Source organism: Nocardia mikamii NBRC 108933 (genome assembly GCF_001613505.1).
GTDB lineage: Bacteria > Actinomycetota > Actinomycetes > Mycobacteriales > Mycobacteriaceae > Nocardia > Nocardia mikamii.
Genome location: NZ_BDCM01000006.1, coordinates 550,530 through 569,708, shown reverse-complemented (window position 1 = coordinate 569,708; position 19,179 = coordinate 550,530). Strand labels below are relative to the sequence as shown.

The window sequence follows — 19,179 nt, the reverse complement described above, 5'->3', positions numbered from 1 at the left end:
CGTCGAACCTCAGCGCCAGCTGGGTAGCCAGAGGTGGTCGTGCCAGTTGGACGGCGTGATCGGCAGGGCGGTGAGAATGGGCCACAGCCAGATGAAGTTGGCGATCACCAGCCCCAGATACAGGCACACCAGAAGTAGTCCGAGACTTCGGCGTTCGCCGGCCAGCGCGAACCACCGCCCCGACCGGGCCCGCACGAGGGGTGCGGGGCCGAGAATATCGCCGAGCGTCAGGGCGAGGCCCATCGCGAGGAACGGCGCCATCGGGACCGCGTAGAAGTAGTACATCTGCCGGTCCAGATCCGCGAACCACGGCAGCAGCCCGGCGCCGTAGCCGACCAGCATCGCCGCATATCGCCAGTCGCGGCGGGTGGTGGTGCGCCACAGCGCCCAGGCGAGCATCGGCAGCGACAACCACCACATCGCCGGCGTGCCGATCAGCATCACGGCCTTCACACAGACCGCCTGCCCGCATCCGGTGACACCGTTGTCGGCGTAGTAGTACAGCATCGGGCGTAGGCCCATCGGCCACGACCACGGCTTGGATTCCCACGGGTGATGATTACCGGCCGAATTGGTCAGGCTCTGATGGAATTTCAGCGATTCGGCCTGGTTGTGCCACAGCGAACGCAACGCGTCCGGAACCCACGACCAGGTGCCGCCGGTGCCCACGGCATTGCCCACCGAATAGCGGTCGTAACCGTCCTCGCTGGCGAACCAGCCCCAATAACTGGCCAGGTAGACCAGCAGCGGAATCGCCACCAGCGCGTACAGAGCCGGCCCGATATCGCGGACCGCCGTGCCGACCCAGGGGCGCGCCACCCCGTAGGCCTTGCGCGCGGCCGCATCGAAACAGACCGTCATCAGCCCGAAGAACAGGATGAAATACAGGCCCGACCATTTCGTTCCACACGACAGCCCCAGCAGCAGACCGGCCCCGAACCGCCACCATCGCACACCCAGTCGCGGGCCGAACACGCTCAGCGCTATCCGGCCTTCGGCGTCGGCCCGGGCGAGGCGGGCCCGCGTCTCGTCGCGATCGACGATCAGGCAGCCGAAGGCGCCGACGACGAAGACCGCCTGGAAGATGTCGAGCATGCCGATGCGCGAGGACACGAAGGTCAGGCCGTCGGCGATCAACAACACACCCGCGATCGCGCCGATCAGGGTGGATCGGGTCATCCGGCGGGTGATGCGAATGACCAGCAGGACCAGCAGCGATCCGAAGATCGCCGCGGTGAATCGCCAGCCCCAGCTGGTGTAGCCGAACAGCGCTTCCCCCAGCGCGATCATCTGCTTACCGACCGGCGGATGCACCACCAGCCCGTAGGCCGGATTGTCCTCGACCCCGCCGCCGGTGAGCATCTGCCAGGCCTGCGGTGCATAGTGCTTCTCGTCGAAGACCGGGGTGCCGGCGTCGGTCGGATAGTTCAGCATGGTGAACCGGGTGACCGCGGCGACCACCGTCAGGAATAGCGTGACCAGCCAGCCCCGGGCCCGGTCGGTCGGTCCGAAATCGGGTGCGGGGCGCAGCGGCGCCGGACTGGACAAGGCCGGGCCCGCGCCGATCGCCGGTCGCGTATCGGTCAGCTGGGTCACGCTCCGATCGTATGCGGTGTGCGTAGGTGGGCCGCGCGGCGGTGAGCCGGCCTGCGGACTCGGGCGCGGTCCGGCCCCAGGGGTAGCGTTTGCCCGGACCGGGCGCAGGTGCGCGGTGGCGGCCGGTCGGATGGGTCGGCCGGCGGTGGAAAGGACGGCGATGGGCGAGCACGGCGGACGGTTGGTGCTGGCGGCGACGCCGATGGGCGATATCGGTGATGCGTCGCGGCGGCTGCGCGACGCCCTCGCGAGCGCGGACGTCGTGGCCGCCGAGGACACGCGCCGGACCCGGGCGCTGGCCAAGGCGCTCGAGGTCGAGATCACCGGGCGGGTGGTGAGTTTCTACGATCACGTGGAGGCCGCGCGAATTCCGTTGCTGCTGGACGAGATCGAATCCGGCAGGACCGTCCTGCTGGTCACCGACGCGGGGATGCCGTCGGTCAGCGACCCCGGTTACCGCATTGTCGCGGCATGTATCGAGCGGGACCTGCCGGTGACCTGTCTGCCCGGTCCCTCGGCCGTCACCACGGCCCTGGCCCTGTCCGGTCTGCCCATGGAACGGTTCTGCTTCGACGGCTTCGCTCCGCGTAAGTCCGGGCAGCGCAAGCAGTGGCTGGCGACGCTGGTCACCGAGCCGCGCGCGGTCGTGTTCTTCGAGGCACCGCACCGGCTCGCCGGCTGTCTGGCTGATGCCGCCGAGGTGCTGGGCCCCGGACGCCGGGCCGCGGTGTGCCGGGAGCTGACCAAGACCTACGAGGAGGTCGTGCGCGGCGGACTCGGCGAGCTGGCGGAATGGGCCGTCGAGGGCGCGCGCGGAGAGATCACGGTGGTGGTCGAAGGGGCACAACCGGTTTCGGCCGATCCGGTCGATCTGGTGGACGAGGTGGAGGAACTGGTCGCCGACGGCACCCGCCTCAAGGACGCGTGCGCGCGGGTCGCCGCGCGTGCGGGCGGGGTGTCGCGCCGCGAACTCTACGATGCGGTCCTGGCCGCGCGCGCGGAGTAGCGCAGATCCCCTCGACCGGAAGCCGGGTGAGGGGATTGCGAGGCGGGAACGACGATTCGGTTATACGCGCGCGACGACCGGCGCCAGCCCCAGCACGGTATTCGCGAATTCGATGAAGGTGGGCGCCATGTCGGGAACGCGATGCGCACCCTCGTGGACCAGGACCCGCCGCGTACGTTCCCCGATCGCATCGGGGATCAGGGCGATCACCTCGTCCGGTAGTTCCGGGATCGCGGGATCGGCGGTGCGCGCCTGATCGTGGAAGGCGCGGTACAGGGTGGCGAAGCGGTCCACCGCCCGATCGCGGAACTCCGCGGTCGCGTCGCCCACCAGCAGCGATTCCACCAGGATGAGCCGCGCGAAATCCGGTTCGGCCGCCACCACCGAGCAGAACGTGCTGATCATGGTGGCGATGCGCTGCCGCGGATCGGCGTCCTCGGGCAGGTGCGCCAGCTCCTCCGCGATCCGGGTGCGGATGATCTCGACGCCGGTGTGCACCGCCTCGAGGAAGCAGTGTTCCTTGTTGCCGAAGTGTTCGTAGAAGGTACTGCGTGAGACGTGGGCGCGGCCGACGATATCGGTCAGCGTCACCGTGGAAAAGCCTCGGGCGCCGACACATTCGACCATCGCGCCGATGAGCCGGCCCCGGGGGGTGCCGAGCGCGTGGGCGCGAACGCTGCGGTGGCGCTCGGCGAAATCCGCATCCATAACCGGCTCCGGTCGCCTACTTCTACTTCGGTTCGATGTACTTCGGGAACACCGGTTCCGGTGCGGGTAGGGCCAGTCCGGCCTCGATCGGCGTGGCGAGATCGGCGAAGGTGCGCGCGGTCTGGCCGAGCTGGTCGAGAATCCGCCCGGCCGAACCCGGAATCACCGGCTGCACCAGGATCGACACGATCCGCAGCACCTCGAGGGTGACGTACAGCACGGTCGCCTCGCGGGCCACGTCCTCGGGCGTGCCCGATTTGGCCAGCGCCCACGGCTGCTGTGCGGAGAAGTACTTGTTCGTCTCGCCGAGGGTCAGCCAGATCGCCTCGAGCGCCAGATGCAGCTGCTGCCCGTCGAATTCGGTGCGGCAGCGCTCCAGCAGGCCGTTCGCGCGATCGAGCAGTTCCCGATCGGCGTCGGTGAATTCGCCGGGAGTCGGTACGGCGGAATCGAAATCGCGCGCCACCATCTTCAGGCTGCGCTGCACCAGATTGCCGTACTCGTTGGCCAGATCGGTGTTGATCCGCCCCACGATGGCGTCGTGGCTGTAGGAACCGTCCTGGCCGTAGGAGATCTCACGCAGCAGGAAGAACCGCACCGCGTCGAGACCGTATTGCTCGACCAGCGCCAGCGGATCCACCACATTGCCGACCGACTTCGACATCTTCTCGCCCTTGTTGAACAAGAACCCGTGCACGAAAACGCGTTTCGGCAATTCGATACCCGCCGACATCAGGAAGGCCGGCCAGTAGACGGTGTGGAACCGGGTGATGTCCTTGCCGATGATGTGCACATTCGCCGGCCAGAACCGCTGGAAGGCGGCCGAATCGGTATTCGGGAATCCCACACCGGTCAGATAGTTGGTGAGCGCGTCCACCCACACGTACATCACATGCGCCGGATCACCGGGCACCGGCACACCCCAGTCGAAGGTGGTGCGCGAAATCGACAGATCCTTCAGGCCGGCCTTCACATAGCTGACGATTTCGTTGCGCCGGGTCGCGGGCAGAATGAAATCCGGTGTGGTCTCGTACAGTTCGAGCAGCCGGTCCTGATATTTCGACAACCGGAAGAAGTAGTTCGACTCCTCGGTCCATTCCACCGGGGTCCGGGTTTCGGTCGCCAGCCGCGTCCCGTCCTCGGTGACGGTGGTCTCCTCCTCGGTGTAGAAGGCCTCGTCGCGCACCGAGTACCAGCCCGAATAGGTGTCGAGGTAGATATCGTCGTTGGCCTGCATGCGCTCCCAGATCGCGATGCTGGCGGCGAGGTGATCCTCGTCGGTGGTGCGGATGAAGCGGTCGTAGGAAATGTCGAGCGCCTTGTCCATGCGTTCGAACACATCCGAATTGCGCGCGGCGTATTCCTCCACGGAGACGCCGGCGGCGCGCGCGGCCTGCTGCACCTTCTGGCCGTGCTCGTCGGTGCCGGTCATGAAGAACACGTCGTAGCCGTCGAGCCGCTTGAACCGGGCGAGCGTATCGGTGGAGATGTACTCGTAGGCATGGCCGATATGCGGCGCGCCGTTGGGATAGGCGATCGCCGTGGTGATGTAGAAGGCCGGTGATGTGCGTTCGGGTGCGCTCATGGTGTGTCCACTCTAATCCGCCGCCGATAATCCCTCGCGTCGATATCCCGTCGTCCGCTCGTCGCTCCCGCCGGGTTCACCTGCCGTCGGCGCGGTGTGTCTAATCTGGTCCGATGCCCGGTAAACGACCCGCACCCGAGCCGCCCGAACCGCTGTCGCCGTTGATCGACGCGCACACCCACCTCGATGCCTGCGGCGCCGAGGACGCGGAATCGGTTGCCGCCATGGTGGATCGGGCCGCCGCCGTGGGTGTCGGCCGGGTGGTGACCATCGCCGACGACCTCGAGGCCGCCCGCTTCGCCGTCGACGCCGCGCACTGGGATCCGCGCGTGTTCGCGGCGGTCGCACTGCATCCGACCCGGGCGAACGCCCTCGACGATGCCGCCCGCGCCGAACTGGAGAAGCTGGCCGCCGACCCCCGGGTGGTCGCCGTCGGTGAGACCGGGCTCGACTACTACTGGCCCGGCAAACTCGACGGCTGCGCCGATATCGAGGATCAGGTCGAGGGCTTTCGCTGGCATATCGACCTCGCGAAACGACTCGGTAAGCCGTTGATGATCCACAACCGCGAGGCCGATCACGACGTGCTGGCGGTCCTGCTGGACGAGGGCGCTCCGGAGACGGTGATCTTCCACTGCTTCTCCTCCGACGCCAATATGGCGCTGGCCTGCGTGGCCGAGGGGTATCTGCTCAGCTTCTCCGGGACGGTGAGTTTCCGGAACGCGCACGAATTGCGCGAGGCCGCCAAGCTGGTGCCGGACGAGCTGATATTGGTGGAGACCGATGCGCCGTTCCTGACCCCGCACCCGTTCCGGGGCGCGCCGAACGAGCCGTACTGCCTGCCCTACACCGTGCGGGCCCTGGCCGAACTGCGCGAACAGGATCCGGCGGCACTGGCCGAGATCACGACCGCCAATGCCGAGCGGGTCTACCGCCTGCCGCGAGGCTGAGCCCGCACGCGTGCGGTGCGTCACATAAAACGCGACCGGAATGCGAGGTGTGCTCCAGTTCACTTACGATTGCGCGGTCGTGATATTTCCGGATCGTCGATATCGAATCGTGATGTGGAAATCCCCTGTTCCACGGCATGTAGTTGCCAGGGACTGACCCCCTCGTTATCGTATTGTGACCATGCCGGAGTTTCGGATATCCGCTCTCCAGCGGATCAACGCATCGCGCTCGCCGCTGCTGTATGCGGCGATCGCCGCGATGCTGATCACCCTGATCATCGGGGCGAGTCTGGCGATCGTCAGCCGCAAGACCGTCACCCTGGTCGTCGACGGGCAGCGCACGACCGTCACCACCATGGCCGCCAGTGTGAAGGGTGTCCTCAAGGCTGGCGGCTACAAGCTGGCCGGTAAGGACTCGGTCTCGCCGTCCGGGGATGCCGACGTCATCAACGGTGCGACCATCACGCTCAATCGCGCCCGGCAGATCTCGCTGACCTTCGACGGCAAGACGAAACAGGTGTGGACCACCGCGTACACCGTCGCCGACGCACTGACTCAACTGCAGTTGCCCGGCGACGTCTTCGTCTCGCCCGCACGCCCCACCCCGCTGCCGCTGCAGGGCGCCGCGCTGGCCGTCACCAGCCCGCGCACCGTGCAACTGTCCGACAACGGCGAACCGATGAGCTACGTGCGGCTGGCCGCACCGACGGTCGGGGAACTGCTGCAGGTGCAGGGTGTGCCGCTGACCGGTGAGGACACCGTGGAGCCGGTGGCCGTCACGCCCCTGCACGACGGTATGAAGATCACCGTCACCCGCAAGCACACCGAGAAGGTCACCGAACGCGAACCGCTCGACCCGACCGAGAACGTCATCGAGGACACCGACCTCAACATGAGCCGGACCGTCATCGAGAATCCCGGCAAGGCCGGGGTGCAGGACGTCACCTACGCGGTCTCGATCGTCAACGGCAAGGAGGAGTCGCGCGAGGCCGTGGGGCATACCGTCGTCGTGCCCGCCCAGCCCAAGACGGTCCGCAAGGGCGCCAAGCCCGGCACCGAGGTGCCGCCCGTGCGCGACGGTGCGGTCTGGGACGCGCTCGCCAAATGCGAATCGGGCGGCAACTGGGCCATCAATACCGGCAACGGGTACTTCGGTGGCATTCAGTTCGACCAGAGCACCTGGTCCCGGCAGGGTGGTTTGAAATACGCCGAGCGGCCGGATCTCGCCACCCGGGAAGAGCAGATCGCGATCGCCGAGGTGACGCGGGCCCGGCAGGGCTGGGGTGCCTGGCCCGCGTGCACGAGTCGTCTCGGGATCAGCTAGTCACATCAAGGCCCCGCCGTCCACGCGGATCTCGGAGCCGGTGATGTAGCGGCCGTCCTCGGAGGCGACCATGGCGACCACGCCCGCGACGTCGGCGGGTTCGCCCAAGGCGCCGCCGTTGAGCCAGCCGGTCAGCCGGGAGAAGAGGTTCCAGTCGGCGTCTTCGGGGGTCTGCAGGTTGTTGGTGATACCGCTGGTGATGCCGCCCGGGACGATATTCACCGCGCGCAGGCCCTTCTGCGAATACTCCAGCGCGACCGCATGGGTCATCGCGTTCACGCCGCCCTTGGAGGCGGCGTAGGCGGCCATGTACGGGTTCGCGCCCAGGGCCGCGGTGGAGGAGAAGTTCACGATCACCGGATGATCGGACTGCAGCAGGGTCGGGATGGCCGCCTGCATCATCAGGAAGGTGCCGGTGAGGTTGATGCCGATCACCTGATTCCAGCTCTCGAACGCCATCTCGTGGGTATGCGCGGTGCGCATGATCCCGGCCGCGTTGACCAGCACGTCCAGTCCGCCGAGATGGTCGACGGCCGCGGCGACGGCGGGGCGCACCGATTCCGGATCGGCCACGTCGACGGTGACGGTATGGAGTCGCTCGCGGTCCGAACCCACCTCTGCCACAGTCTCTTTCAGTCCGGGTTCGGAGATGTCGGCGCCGACCACGTGCGCTCCCTCGGCGAGCATGCGCACCACGATGCCCCGCCCGATGCCCGAGCCCGCCCCGGTCACCACCACCCGTCGTCCCTCGTGCCTGCGCATCATTGCGGCCGTCCTCTCCTGCTGCGTCGCGCGCGGTGAGACCGGATGTGTCACCGCCTGTTCCGCGAGTACACCGAAACTAGAACGTGTATCAATTGACGTCAACGCTCCGTGACGCCTCCGGCCTGGGGATTTCCGGACCGTGCGGTGTGCGCACCGTAAAATCAGCAGATCCCCGACGATGTGAGGTGGCTTGATGCGGTTGTCGAAATGTCCGGCCCGGATCCGTCGGCCACTCCTGGCCGCGGCCCTGTTCACCGCACTGGCGGCCGCCTCGGTCGTCGCGGTGCCGGAAGCCACGGCCGTGCCGACCGGAACGACGATGTCGGTCACCGCGCAGCCGGACGGCTGGCACGGTATGACCGGAGGGGCGTTGCTCGACTACCGGACGACGACTTCGCAGGGGGCGCCCGTCCCGGCCAGCGGTGCGGTGTTCCTCCCGCCGGGTGAGCCGCCGGCGGGTGGCTGGCCGGTGGTCGCCTACGACCACGGCACGAGCGGACTCGGCATGGGCTGCAGCGGCATCTCGAATCCGGGTACCGCGCCCTACCCGTCCGGTCGCGCCAAGGAAGACCGCATCATGCAGTACTTCCAGTCCAAGGGATTCGCGGTGGTCGCGCCCGACTATCTCGGGCTGGGCGCGTTCGACACCGGTCCGCATCCGTATCTGGAGCGGCAGTCCGAGGCGACCGCCACCATCGATCTGCTGCGGGCGGCGCGGGCGACCTATCCGCAGTTGTCGCGCATGTGGATCGCCGTCGGTGCGTCGCAGGGTGGTCAGGCCGCGCTGGGCACGGGCCATCTCCAGCAGAGCTATGCGCCCGAGCTGGACTTCCGCGGGACCATCGCGGTCGACCCGGAATCGGATCTGGAACATGTGCTGCCCGTCGCCGGGCCGTGGGTGCGGAATATCCCGCAGCTCGGCGACGGCAGTACCGCCTTCATCGCGGGGGTGCTCGTCGGGATGCGGGAGACCCGGCCGGATGTCGATGTCGACAGCTATCTGAGCCCGCGTGGGCGCCAACTGCTCGACAGCATCGGCACCCTGTGCCTGGACGGGATGATCGAACAGGTCAACGGCGCCTCCCTCGGCGATCTGCTGTCGCGACCGCTGGGTGATCCGCGGTTCACGGCCGCCCTCACCGACTATCTGGCCGTGCCCACGAGCGGCTACGACGCGCCGATTCTGTTGCTGCTCAACGCCACCGACCGCACCGTGCCGTCGCCGCTGCACGCCGCGCTGGCCGCCCAACTGGCCGCGAACGGCGTGGATGCGCAGTCGGTGGTCGGCACCGGGCAGCACTGCGACCTGAATCCGCAGATGTGGGCGGCGATGGACGCGTTCGTCGCGCGGGTGCAGTCCACGCCGTACGTGCCCTGACCGCACTGATACCTTGTCGGGCGTGTCCGAACCTGTGAGCGAAGCCCGTGGCCTGGCCGAACTGCTCGGCCCCGCCGAAGTGCGGGTGCTGGCGGAGCGGTTCGGCGTGCGCCCGACCAAACAGCTCGGACAGAACTTCGTGCACGACGCGAACACGGTGCGGCGAATCGTCGCGACGGCCGGGGTCGGACGCGACGACGTGGTGCTCGAGGTCGGCCCCGGGCTCGGGTCGCTGACACTGGCGCTGCTCGACGTCGTGGATCGGGTGATCGCGGTGGAACTGGATCAGGTTCTCGCACAGCATCTTCCGGAAACCGTGTCCGATCGCGCCCCCGAGCTCGCCGACCGGCTGACCGTGGTCCCCGGCGATGCGCTGCGCGTGTCGGCCGCCGATATTCCGGGCGAGCCGACAGCATTGGTGGCGAACCTGCCCTACAACGTAGCGGTACCCGTACTGCTGCACCTGCTCGCCGAATTGCCGAGCATCCGAACGGCTTTGGTGATGGTGCAGGCCGAGGTGGCCGACCGCCTCTCCGCCGAACCCGGCTCCCGCATCTACGGCGTCCCCAGCGTGAAGGCCGGCTTCTTCGGCACCGTCCGCCGCGCGGGAGCCGTCGGCCGCCAGGTGTTCTGGCCGGTCCCCCAGGTGGAGTCGGGACTGGTCCGCATCGAACGATTCACCGAACCACCCTGGTCGCTGGACACCGCCCACCGCGAGCGGGTGTTCGCGGTGGTGGACGCCGCATTCGCGCAGCGCCGCAAGACATTACGCGCCGCACTCGCCGGCTGGGCCGGATCGCCCGGCGAGGCGGAGCGGCGATTGGTCGCGGCGGGAATCGCGCCTACCGCGCGGGGGGAAACGCTCGACACGGCAGCCTTCGTACGCCTCGCCGAGCAGGGGTGACCAGCTCGCAGCGGACTGCGAGGGCGTCGAGCGCACGAGGCCGCGCCACCCTCCGACGGTGCTAGATTCAGCCGGTTCGATACTCACGAAGGGGGCGGGTCATGGATGTCGACCCGGAAAGCCTGCGTCAAGCCGCAGGTAAGATCAACAAGGTCGCTGACGACGTCGACAACTGGTGTCGTTTGGGCGGCAACGCAGCGGCCGCTCACCTCACAGGCCTCACCGCTGCGTCTTTGCTCGACTCGGCAGACAATGCCAGCCGGCAGGCGAAGGCTGTCCTGCAAGCTCGGATGCGGGAAATTTCTCTGGTACTGAGCATTTCGGCAACCGAATACAGTGATACGGACACCGATATCGCTGCGCGTCTGAGCCAACTCGGCGATCTGAATTCCGGAGATCCACACGCTGGGGCCCAGCGATGAGCCAGCCGGGCGAGCCGACGCTTCCCACGCGGGATCAGGTCACGTCCTGGGATATCGAAGGCCTGCAGACCGTCGCCGCCAACGCCGCCGCTATCGCTGATTCGATCAAGACGGCATCGGACACCGTCCACACCACGATCCACGATGATCTGCGTTGGTCGGGTGACGCCAAGAACGCAGCCGACGATCGGGCAGATCGCGAACAGCGCGAAATGCGTGCGGTGGCGACCGCGTACTACGACCTGGAAGACGTGTACAAGAAGGTCTATCAAGCGATCGAATACCCGGTCGCGCAAATCAAGTCGTTGGTACGGCTGTACGAGGTCGAGCCCGTCGTGATCGGAAACGACGCAGCGTGGACCGTTCACAACATGGCAGACGAGGATGACGCTGCCGAGATCAGCCGGACTCTCGTGGGATACGCGACCACGATCGCGAATGCCGATGCGCAGTGGAAGCCGAAGATCGAAGCCGCAATCGACGAGATCCGCAAGATGGTTCCTCTGGCCAACTCGCAGGACGCAGCGATTGCGGGCGGAGGCCTCTCACCGGAACGGGCAGCAGCCGTCGCCTACGCGAATCAATGGGCGCTGGGCCGTAATCCGGAGTATGACAACCACGGCGACGCCGACTGCACGAACTTCGTTTCGCAGTGTTTGCGTGCCGGTGGGTTCAAGGACGAAGGCGACGGTGGGGTGCCGTACATGCACCACGACGAATCCGGCCGATGGTACTACAACCACCACGACGATATGCCTGATGACAATTCGTATTCATGGAGCGGCGCCCCTAATCTCCACGACTATCTTCTGCGAAACAATCCGGCACCGGGCACGCCCAGTGGCACGGAGGTACAGACCGGCACCATCGATTCGACAACCTCGCAGGCCGACCCGCTGGCGCTCAGTCATGCCGGTTTGAAGCCGGGCGACATCGTCCAGTACGAGCTGAGTAGTGGCGAACACTCGGGACAGATCAACCACACCGTCATATATGTGGGACAGAAGCCTGTCACTTTGCCCAACGGTCAAACGGTGATGGCCGATGTCGTCGACTACCACTCGCACGAGAACAAGCAGGTCGCCTGGTCGTTGCAGCAGGGCGATTGGACGTCGTTCCCGGTCAAATATCACATGATCAAAGTCAACTATCCCGGAGACTGAAGGCGAATCGGTATGCGTCGGAATTTGGTGTTTGCTGTTTGCGTGGCCGTCGTCGTCGTCCTCGGTGCGGTGGACTTCTATTACTCCACGGTCCGGTACGAGGCGTGGACATGGATGTTCACGCCTCCGCCTCGTATCGACGGCACCGACTACGGTCGCGTTGCCGCGCCGGCCGACAGCGCCGAGCTCGACAAACTGCAGAACAGGTACGGAAAACCGCTCGATAGCGGGCGCCGGTGGCCGCTTCCGTTCCGGATCGAGGAATCATCGCGGCGTTGTGATTCTGAACCGTGGGTGTTGTACGTGCACGGATTCGACGGCAAGGTCTATCCGTACGTATTGAATGCAGGGTGTGTCTGAGCGCACTGGACGACGGCTTCGTCGGTCAGAGCGATCTTTTCGCTGTGGCCGGCGGATTCGATGCGGACCGATACCGGTCCGGTGGCGGGGATGTCTTCCTCTGTGGGGAACCAGATTCGGCCCGACCGTGCCAGGATGAGCAGCCCGTCGTGGCTGCCGATCGGGGCGAATTCGGACAGTTGTGGCGGGAAGGGCGGGAGTTCGAAGGCCTCGGCGAGGTGGCGTACGGCCCGGCGGACGTCCGGCACGCCGATGCCGACCTCGCTGACCGACAACAGGCGCGGGGGTTCGCCCGGGCTGCCCGGGGTCGCTCGATCGGCCTGGCGCGCAATCAGTTCCAGCAGAATTCCGTCCGGCCCCCGGAAATACAGCGATCGGGAATCCCATCCTTCCGGGCCGTCGATGATGTCGGAGCCGCCGACCGTGAGCAATTCGGTCCGCTGCCGCAACCAACGGCGGGCCAGGTCGAAGTCGTGTGGCGAGATGCCGAACGCGAGATGGTGCACGCCGTCGAAGGCAGCGCCCGCGGTCACCCTCAATCTGCTGGAGCCGATCTCGACGACAACACCGTCAGGCTGCGCGATGAGCGGAAGCTCGAGCACGTCGCGGTAGAACTCCGCTGTGGCGGCGAGATGTGTTGTGGTGAGCTCGACTTCGAGGATCTTCATCGCGGCGCCCTTCGGTGGGAAACGGTCGCCTCCGAAGCTAAAACCTGAACCGCGGTTAACGTCAAGGTCAGGCAGCGGACCCGGGCAAAGGTGTGGTGGTCACATGCGACTCGGATCGTGTGGGCGGGAGTCTGTGGTCGGTGTGCGGGTCGGCAAGTCTTGTGACCGGGGTGCCGGCGCGGCGGTGGCGGCGGGGTTGTCGCTCGGCGGGGTGAACGGGATCGGCAGCGGTATCGGGGGAGTGGCGGGGCGGTGGCGGGTGATCACCACCGAGTAGGCGCACAGGGTCGCCATCACGACGAATCCGCCGCTGACCAGGATGTTCTTATCTATCGAATTGCCGCTGACGAACGGCGTGCCGATGGCGAGCAGGAGCGACCCCAGCGCGCACATTCCCAGGCTCGCTCGGAAGGCCTGCTGTCTGAGGTCGTCGAGAGCGCGAGCGAGAAACATCGCGGCGATGCTGACGAACCAGATCACCAAACCGATCCCGAACAGGATGCTCATGTGGTCCCTGCCTTGTCCTCGTGCGCGGCGTCGGGTATCCGGCCGACGCGGCGGCGCATTCATCTCTTCGGACGGAAAGTATGGCGGACCGGCGCGGGAACGCCGAATGTCCCGTCCGATCGGACGGGACATTCGGCGGATTCGTTCAGCGGAAGCGCCGCAGGCGCAGGCTGTTGCTGACCACGAACACACTCGACAGTGCCATGGCCGCACCCGCGAGCATCGGGTTGAGCAGTCCGGCCGCGGCCAGCGGGATCGCCGCCACGTTGTAGCCGAATGCCCAGAACAGGTTGCCCTTGATGGTGCGCAGGGTGGCCCGGGAGAGCCGGATGGCCGTGCCGACGGTCCGCAGATCGCCGCGGACCAGGGTGATATCGCCGGCCTCGATCGCCACATCGGTGCCGGTGCCCATCGCCAGACCCAGGTCGGCCTGGGCGAGGGCGGCCGCGTCGTTGACGCCGTCGCCGACCATCGCGACGACCTTGCCCTGATCCTGCAGGCGCTTCACCACGTCGAGCTTGTCGGCGGGCAGCACCTCGGCGATCACCTGGTCGATACCGACCTGATCGGCGACCGTGCGGGCGGTGGCGGCATTGTCACCGGTCAACAGCACCGGCGTCAGTCCCAGCGACCGCATATCCGCGATGGCTTCGGCGCTCGAGGCCTTGATCGCATCGGCGATCACCAGCACGCCGCGCGCCTGCCCGTCCCACGCCACCACGATCGCGGTACGACCGGCGGACTCGGCCTCGGACTTGGCCTGCGCCAACGATTCCGGCAGCGTGATCGACCAGTCCGCGAGCAGTTCGGTGCGGCCGATCACGACCGCGCGCTCACCGACCAGACCCTGCACACCCTTACCGCCGTGGCTCACGAACTGCCGCACCGGCTCCTCGGCCAGACCCTGTTCGGCGACGCCACGCACCACGGCCCGGGCCACCGGATGTTCGGATCCGTGTTCCACCGCCGCGGCCACGGCCAGCAGCTCGTCGCGATCCTGACCTTCGGCGGGGATCACCTCGGCCAGCGACATGGTGCCGGTCGTGACGGTGCCGGTCTTGTCCAGCACGACGGTGTCGATGCGCCGCGTCGATTCGAGCACCTGCGGACCCTTGATCAGGATGCCGAGTTGCGCGCCCCGGCCGGTGCCGACCAGCAGTGCGGTGGGCGTGGCCAGGCCGAGCGCACACGGGCAGGCGATGATCAGCACCGCGACCGCCGCGCCGAAGGCGACCGCCACCGCGGCGCCGCTGCCGAGCCAGAAGCCCAGCGTCACAACCGAGATCGCGATCACGATCGGCACGAACACGCCGGCGACCCGGTCGGCGAGGCGCTGCACGGGCGCCTTGCCGTTCTGCGCGTCCTCCACCAGTGCGGCCATCTGGGCCAGCTGGGTGTCGGCGCCGATGCGGGTGGCCCGCACGGTCAGCACACCGCCGGCGTTGACGGTCGCGCCGATCACGGGATCGCCCGGACCGACCTCGACCGGCACCGATTCGCCGGTCAGCATGCTCATGTCGACGGCCGAATTACCGTCGGTGACCACGCCGTCGGTGGCGACCTTCTCGCCCGGACGCACCAGGAACAGATCGCCGACCCGCAACTCCGACACCGGGATTCGATGTTCGGCGCCGTCGCGCAGTACCGCCACATCCTTGGCGCCGAGTTCCAGCAGTGCGCGCAGCGCCGAACCGGCGCGTTCTTTGGCCCGGGTCTCGAAATACCGCCCGGCCAGGATGAACACGATCACTCCGGCCGCGACCTCGAAGTAGATATTCGACGCCGAGGCGGAGCGTTCGACCGCGAAACTGAAGCCGTGCTTCATTCCCGGCATTCCGGCATCACCGAAGAACAGCGCGTACACCGACCACGAGTAGGCCGCCAGGGTGCCCAGCGAGATGAGGGTGTCCATGGTGGCGGTGGCATGCCGCGCGTTGATCCAGGCGGCGCGATGGAACGCGGCGCCGCCCCAGAACACGACCGGCGTGGCCAGTGTCAGTGAAAGCCATTGCCAGTTACGGAATTGCAGTGCCGGAATCATCGCCAGCGCGATGACCGGAAGCGCCAGTGCGAGGCTGACCAGAAGCCGATGCCGCAGCTGCCGCAGCGGTGAATCGGTCGAGACCTCGTCGGCCGCAGCCGTTTCCGCGGGGCGAGTGTCGTGGACGGTGGCGGTGTAGCCGGTGTCGACGACACGTTCGATGAGCTGGTCCGGCGTCACTGTTTTCGGGAAGCTGACCTTCGCCTTCTCGGTGGCGTAGTTGACCGTGGCCGTGACGCCCTCGATCCGGTTCAGCTTCTTCTCGATGCGTGCGGCGCACGAGGCGCAGGTCATCCCACCGATATCCAGCTCGACGGAGCGCTCTGTCGTGGGCGCGCTCATTGGTGACCTCCTCCGTGCTGTCCGTTGTCGTGCTCGGTGTCGTGGTGCCCGCTCTGCTGCCCGGCTACCGCCTCGGCGGTGAATTCCGCCGTGTGCACCGCGCCACCGTGGGCGAAGTCCAGGTAGAGCCGGAAGGCGCCGGTGCTGGGCGCTTGGGCATGGAAGGCGACCCGCGGCCCGGCGGGAGTCGAACCGACCTCTCCTTCGGGATGAACATGAAGGTAGGACAGATCGTTCCCGCGCAGTGCGACCAGATGCCCGTAGGCACCCAGATAGGGTTGCAGATCGGTGACCGGCCGTCCGTCGCGGGTGACGGTGAATCCCACCTCGCCGCCGCCGGTCGACAGATCGCCGTCCATGCGGACCTGGTAGCCGTCGACGCTGGTGGTGCGAGATGCGGGCGGCAGGGGCCGATCGGCGGTCGCGCCGGCCACGGTGACCGTGCGGCTGAGCACCAGTTCATCCGGTGCGGTGGCGGGCCGGGAATCGGCGAAGATGCGGTAGGTGCCCGGCTGGGCCCACTGCCAATCGATCGACCAGGTGCCGGTGTCGTCGCGGACCGGGTGCACGTGCCGGTATTCGGTGGCATCGGAGCGGACCGCGATCAGATGCAGGTCCCGCTCGTGCAGATCGGTGTATCGGGTGACCGGTGCGCCGTCGGGGCCGGTGATCCGGAATCGGAGGGTGCCGGGGGTTCGAGGATCGGTCGGTGCGGCCACCTCGGAAAGGGTGTAACCCTCCTGAGTGGCCTGGAGTCCGGTGCCGTGGCCGGGGGCCGGCTCGGCCGGATCGCCCACCAGGGCGCCGATGCCGAGCGCGGCCCCGAACAACACGACCAGTCCGCCGCCGAATGCCGCGAACTTCAGTCTGTCGTTCATTCAGCTCGCCACCTGATATCCCGCCTCGTCGACGGCGGCGACGACCTCGGCGTCCGTCAGCGGTGCGGCGGATTCGACCTGGACGCGGCCGGAGGCGAGGTCTACGTCGACACTGGTGACACCGTCGATCTTGCCGATCTCCTTCTGCACCGACGCCACGCAGTGGCCGCAGGTCATCCCGGTGACGGTGTAGGTGCTGGTAGCCATGATCGCTTCCTTCGCTCGCTCTTATACGGTGCGGGGGTATCCCCTGACACCACTGAACATACCCCCCATGGGTACCCGATGCAAGGGTGAGGGCGAGGAATTTCGGCCGCGGTGACGCGCATCTCCGGCGAAACCCGTCTGCCCTGGTAGCGGGCCTCTCATCGGCGTGTGGCCCGGCGCCGCCGGTCCGCGGCGGCCACCCGGCACCGGTGAGTCCCCAGCCGCGGGAGCCCCGCGTCGCGCGGCAAACCGACCGTTTGCCGCGCGGACGGATAACCTAGCCCCGTGCTGTCTGTAGTACCCAGTTCCGTGGTTGTGCGCGCCCCCTCCAAGGTGAACCTTCATCTAGGGGTCGATGACTTGCGTAGCGACGGATACCACGAACTGACCACGGTCTTCCAGGCGCTGTCGCTCGCCGACGACGTGCGGATCGCCCCGGCCGGATCGCTGGCCGTGAGCGTGCACGGAGAGGGCGCCGCACAGGTGCCGACCGATCGTACGAACCTGGTATGGCAGGCGGCGGTCCGGCTCGGACATCTGGCCGGCCGCGCTCCGCTGGTGGAGATCGAGATCGAGAAGGGCATTCCGGTGGCCGGGGGGATGGCCGGCGGCAGCGCGGATGCCGCGGCGACGCTGGTCGGACTCAACGAGTTGTGGAGTCTGGAGATGTCGCGCGACGAATTGGCCGATGTCGCGGCCGAACTCGGCAGCGATGTGCCCTTCGCCCTGCACGGCGGCACCGCACTGGGGCGCGGCCGTGGCGAGAAACTGCTTCCGGTGTTGTCGCGCAACACCTTTCACTGGGTTCTGGCGCTGGCGAAGGAGGGGTTGTCGACGCCGAAGGTATTCGGCGAACTGGACCGGCTGCGTGAGAACGGCCAACCGCGGCGCCTCGGCGATCCGCAGGAACTGTTGCAAGCCTTGGCCTCCGGAGACGCCACCCAGCTGGCACCCTTGCTCGGCAACGATCTGCAGGCCGCCGCCTTGTCGCTGAATCCGGCGCTGCGCCGCACCCTGCGGGCCGGCGTCGAGGCGGGCGCCCTCGCCGGAATCGTCTCCGGTTCGGGGCCCACCTGCGCCTTCCTCTGCGCCGGCGAAGCCGATGCGGTGGCCGTATCGGCCGAACTCTCCGGCGCGGGCGTGTGCCGCAGCGTCCGCACCGCGACCGGGCCGGTGCCGGGTGCGCGCGTATTGGCCGACGGGCGTCACTGACGGCAGATCTCGCCCGGCCCTGTCGCCGTGCCGGCGTTCAGCCGAGAGCGTCGGCGAGGCGGTCGACCTGTTCCGGGTCTCGCCCGTAGCAGTAGAAGATCACTTCGTCGGCGCCGAGATCGGCGAATTGCTTTGTGACAGTGCGGATCTGGTCCGGTGTGGTGATCATGCCCTCGACCATGAACTCGGCGCGGCCGCTGAATTCGTAGTAGGCGGTGATGGCCGAGCGTGCCTCGTCGATCACCGCGTCCGAGCCGAGGGCGGCGTTGACCTGCGCGACGATGCGAGGTTCGCCCGGGCGATCATATTCGCGCCAGAAGCGATGCACGGTCTCGAACAGGCCCGGCGCCCACGACGGTGCGGCGGCGGCCAGGAATCCGCCGCCCCAGCGCGCGACGCGTTCCAAGGCGGCAGTCCGGAACCCGCCGAACAGCAACTCCGGGCCACCGGGGGTCTGCGGCCGCGGGCCGATCGCCGGGCAGCTCTCGCTGTAGGGTTCGCCGGACCAGAGCCTGCGCATCGTCGCGACCTGCTCGTCCAATCGCTTTCCGCGCGTGCGCAATTCGGTGCCGGATGCCTCATGATCGTCGGCACGGCCGCCGACACCGAGACCCAGGGTGAACCGGCCGCCCGAAAGCCGGTCGAGGGTGGCGGTTTGTTTCGCGAGCAGCGCCGTCTCGCGCAGCGGCGCGATGAGTACCTCGGTCTGCAATCGGATCCGCTGCGTCGCGCCGGCCAGAAGGGCAAGTGTGACAAGGGGTTCCGGATTGTCGTAGACCAGTCGGTCGAGCAGTCCGAGAGTGGAGAACGGGCCCGATTCGGCCCGTTCGGCCCATTCGACGAGTGACGGTGGGTCGGCGATCGGCAGCCCGATGCCGACCTTGACGCCGTGGGCCGCGCGCATCGCGTCCGGCAGCCCGGAACTTACGGCGGCACGGTCGTGCGACGCCGACACGGATGACGACGCAGCGATGGCAGATGACGAGTCGGTCATGAGAATCCTCCGAATGTGGGTTCGACAAATCAACGCCGCCCACTCCGCGCCTCATGAGGCGGGGCTCCCGCACTACGGCCATACTTCTGGAGAGCCCATCTGGATTGCAAGCAGACTACCTATGCCTCAACGCGTTTCGCAACCGCAGTGCTTTTCCGCCACCGCGCGG

General features: G+C 67.4%; 18 protein-coding genes. 8 read left to right on the top strand and 10 right to left on the bottom strand.

Going from position 1 to position 19,179, the window contains the following annotated elements:
• Positions 1-9: 9 nt before the first annotated feature.
• Positions 10-1,596: a dolichyl-phosphate-mannose--protein mannosyltransferase gene (locus NMI01S_RS09325; protein ID WP_062995517.1), complete on the bottom strand. Its 1,587-nt coding sequence runs from the start codon at positions 1,594-1,596 to the stop codon at positions 10-12.
• Between the two features lie 160 nt (positions 1,597-1,756).
• On the opposite strand from NMI01S_RS09325, the gene rsmI reads away from it, so the two are divergent.
• Positions 1,757-2,602 (top strand): 16S rRNA (cytidine(1402)-2'-O)-methyltransferase, encoded by an 846-nt coding sequence (gene rsmI, locus NMI01S_RS09320; protein ID WP_062995516.1) that lies wholly within the window; start codon positions 1,757-1,759, stop codon positions 2,600-2,602.
• A 60-nt stretch (positions 2,603-2,662) separates the two neighbouring features.
• On the opposite strand, the gene NMI01S_RS09315 is transcribed toward rsmI, so the two are convergent.
• Complete coding sequence (locus NMI01S_RS09315) at positions 2,663-3,310, bottom strand: TetR/AcrR family transcriptional regulator (protein WP_062995515.1); 648 nt, start codon at positions 3,308-3,310, stop codon at positions 2,663-2,665.
• 22 nt (positions 3,311-3,332) lie between these two features.
• The gene (gene metG / locus NMI01S_RS09310) at positions 3,333-4,895 is read right to left on the bottom strand and encodes a methionine--tRNA ligase (RefSeq protein ID WP_062995514.1); all 1,563 of its coding nucleotides are present in this window, start codon (positions 4,893-4,895) and stop codon (positions 3,333-3,335) included.
• Positions 4,896-5,008: 113 nt separating this feature from the next.
• Here metG and NMI01S_RS09305 point away from each other — a divergent pair, with 113 nt between their 5' ends.
• Positions 5,009-5,845, top strand: coding sequence for a TatD family hydrolase (locus NMI01S_RS09305; protein ID WP_062995513.1), 837 nt, complete (start codon positions 5,009-5,011; stop codon positions 5,843-5,845).
• Between the two features lie 196 nt (positions 5,846-6,041).
• The gene (locus NMI01S_RS09300) at positions 6,042-7,169 is read left to right on the top strand and encodes a resuscitation-promoting factor (protein ID WP_062995707.1); all 1,128 of its coding nucleotides are present in this window, start codon (positions 6,042-6,044) and stop codon (positions 7,167-7,169) included.
• On the opposite strand, the gene NMI01S_RS09295 is transcribed toward NMI01S_RS09300, so the two are convergent.
• Positions 7,170-7,931 carry an SDR family NAD(P)-dependent oxidoreductase gene (locus NMI01S_RS09295; protein ID WP_062995705.1) on the bottom strand — a complete coding sequence of 254 codons (762 nt, stop codon included), beginning with the start codon at positions 7,929-7,931 and terminating at the stop codon, positions 7,170-7,172. It abuts the gene before it with no gap.
• Between the two features lie 196 nt (positions 7,932-8,127).
• Between NMI01S_RS09295 and NMI01S_RS09290 the strand changes: the two genes are divergently transcribed.
• From NMI01S_RS09290 to NMI01S_RS09275, 4 genes are all read left to right on the top strand, one after another.
• The gene (locus NMI01S_RS09290) at positions 8,128-9,312 is read left to right on the top strand and encodes an alpha/beta fold hydrolase (RefSeq protein ID WP_062995512.1); all 1,185 of its coding nucleotides are present in this window, start codon (positions 8,128-8,130) and stop codon (positions 9,310-9,312) included.
• 22 nt (positions 9,313-9,334) lie between these two features.
• Positions 9,335-10,216, top strand: a complete 882-nt coding sequence (gene rsmA / locus NMI01S_RS09285) for a 16S rRNA (adenine(1518)-N(6)/adenine(1519)-N(6))-dimethyltransferase RsmA (protein ID WP_062995511.1) — start codon at positions 9,335-9,337, stop codon at positions 10,214-10,216.
• 101 nt (positions 10,217-10,317) lie between these two features.
• A complete protein-coding gene (locus NMI01S_RS09280; protein WP_062995510.1) occupies positions 10,318-10,638 on the top strand; it encodes a type VII secretion target in 321 nt (106 codons plus the stop codon).
• Positions 10,635-11,801 (top strand): amidase domain-containing protein, encoded by a 1,167-nt coding sequence (locus tag NMI01S_RS09275; RefSeq protein ID WP_062995509.1) that lies wholly within the window; start codon positions 10,635-10,637, stop codon positions 11,799-11,801. The genes NMI01S_RS09280 and NMI01S_RS09275 overlap by 4 nt, the downstream gene beginning before the upstream one ends.
• A gap of 326 nt (positions 11,802-12,127) precedes the next feature.
• Here NMI01S_RS09275 and NMI01S_RS09265 read toward each other — a convergent pair whose 3' ends face one another.
• From NMI01S_RS09265 to NMI01S_RS09245, 5 genes are all read right to left on the bottom strand, one after another.
• Positions 12,128-12,829, bottom strand: coding sequence for a VOC family protein (locus NMI01S_RS09265; RefSeq protein WP_062995507.1), 702 nt, complete (start codon positions 12,827-12,829; stop codon positions 12,128-12,130).
• 99 nt (positions 12,830-12,928) lie between these two features.
• Positions 12,929-13,336 (bottom strand): hypothetical protein, encoded by a 408-nt coding sequence (locus NMI01S_RS09260; protein WP_062995506.1) that lies wholly within the window; start codon positions 13,334-13,336, stop codon positions 12,929-12,931.
• A 145-nt stretch (positions 13,337-13,481) separates the two neighbouring features.
• Positions 13,482-15,719 carry a heavy metal translocating P-type ATPase gene (locus tag NMI01S_RS09255; RefSeq protein WP_062995505.1) on the bottom strand — a complete coding sequence of 746 codons (2,238 nt, stop codon included), beginning with the start codon at positions 15,717-15,719 and terminating at the stop codon, positions 13,482-13,484.
• Positions 15,716-16,597, bottom strand: a complete 882-nt coding sequence (locus tag NMI01S_RS09250; protein WP_062995504.1) for a DUF8832 domain-containing protein — start codon at positions 16,595-16,597, stop codon at positions 15,716-15,718. Before NMI01S_RS09250 ends, NMI01S_RS09255 begins: the two co-directional genes overlap by 4 nt.
• Complete coding sequence (locus tag NMI01S_RS09245) at positions 16,598-16,804, bottom strand: heavy-metal-associated domain-containing protein (protein ID WP_030515214.1); 207 nt, start codon at positions 16,802-16,804, stop codon at positions 16,598-16,600. It abuts the gene before it with no gap.
• Between the two features lie 285 nt (positions 16,805-17,089).
• Between NMI01S_RS09245 and NMI01S_RS09240 the strand changes: the two genes are divergently transcribed.
• On the top strand, positions 17,090-18,016 hold the full coding sequence (locus NMI01S_RS09240; RefSeq protein ID WP_062995503.1) for a 4-(cytidine 5'-diphospho)-2-C-methyl-D-erythritol kinase: 927 nt from the start codon (positions 17,090-17,092) through the stop codon (positions 18,014-18,016).
• Positions 18,017-18,053: 37 nt separating this feature from the next.
• On the opposite strand, the gene NMI01S_RS09235 is transcribed toward NMI01S_RS09240, so the two are convergent.
• A complete protein-coding gene (locus NMI01S_RS09235) occupies positions 18,054-19,010 on the bottom strand; it encodes an LLM class flavin-dependent oxidoreductase (RefSeq protein ID WP_245716782.1) in 957 nt (318 codons plus the stop codon).
• Positions 19,011-19,179: the final 169 nt, after the last annotated feature.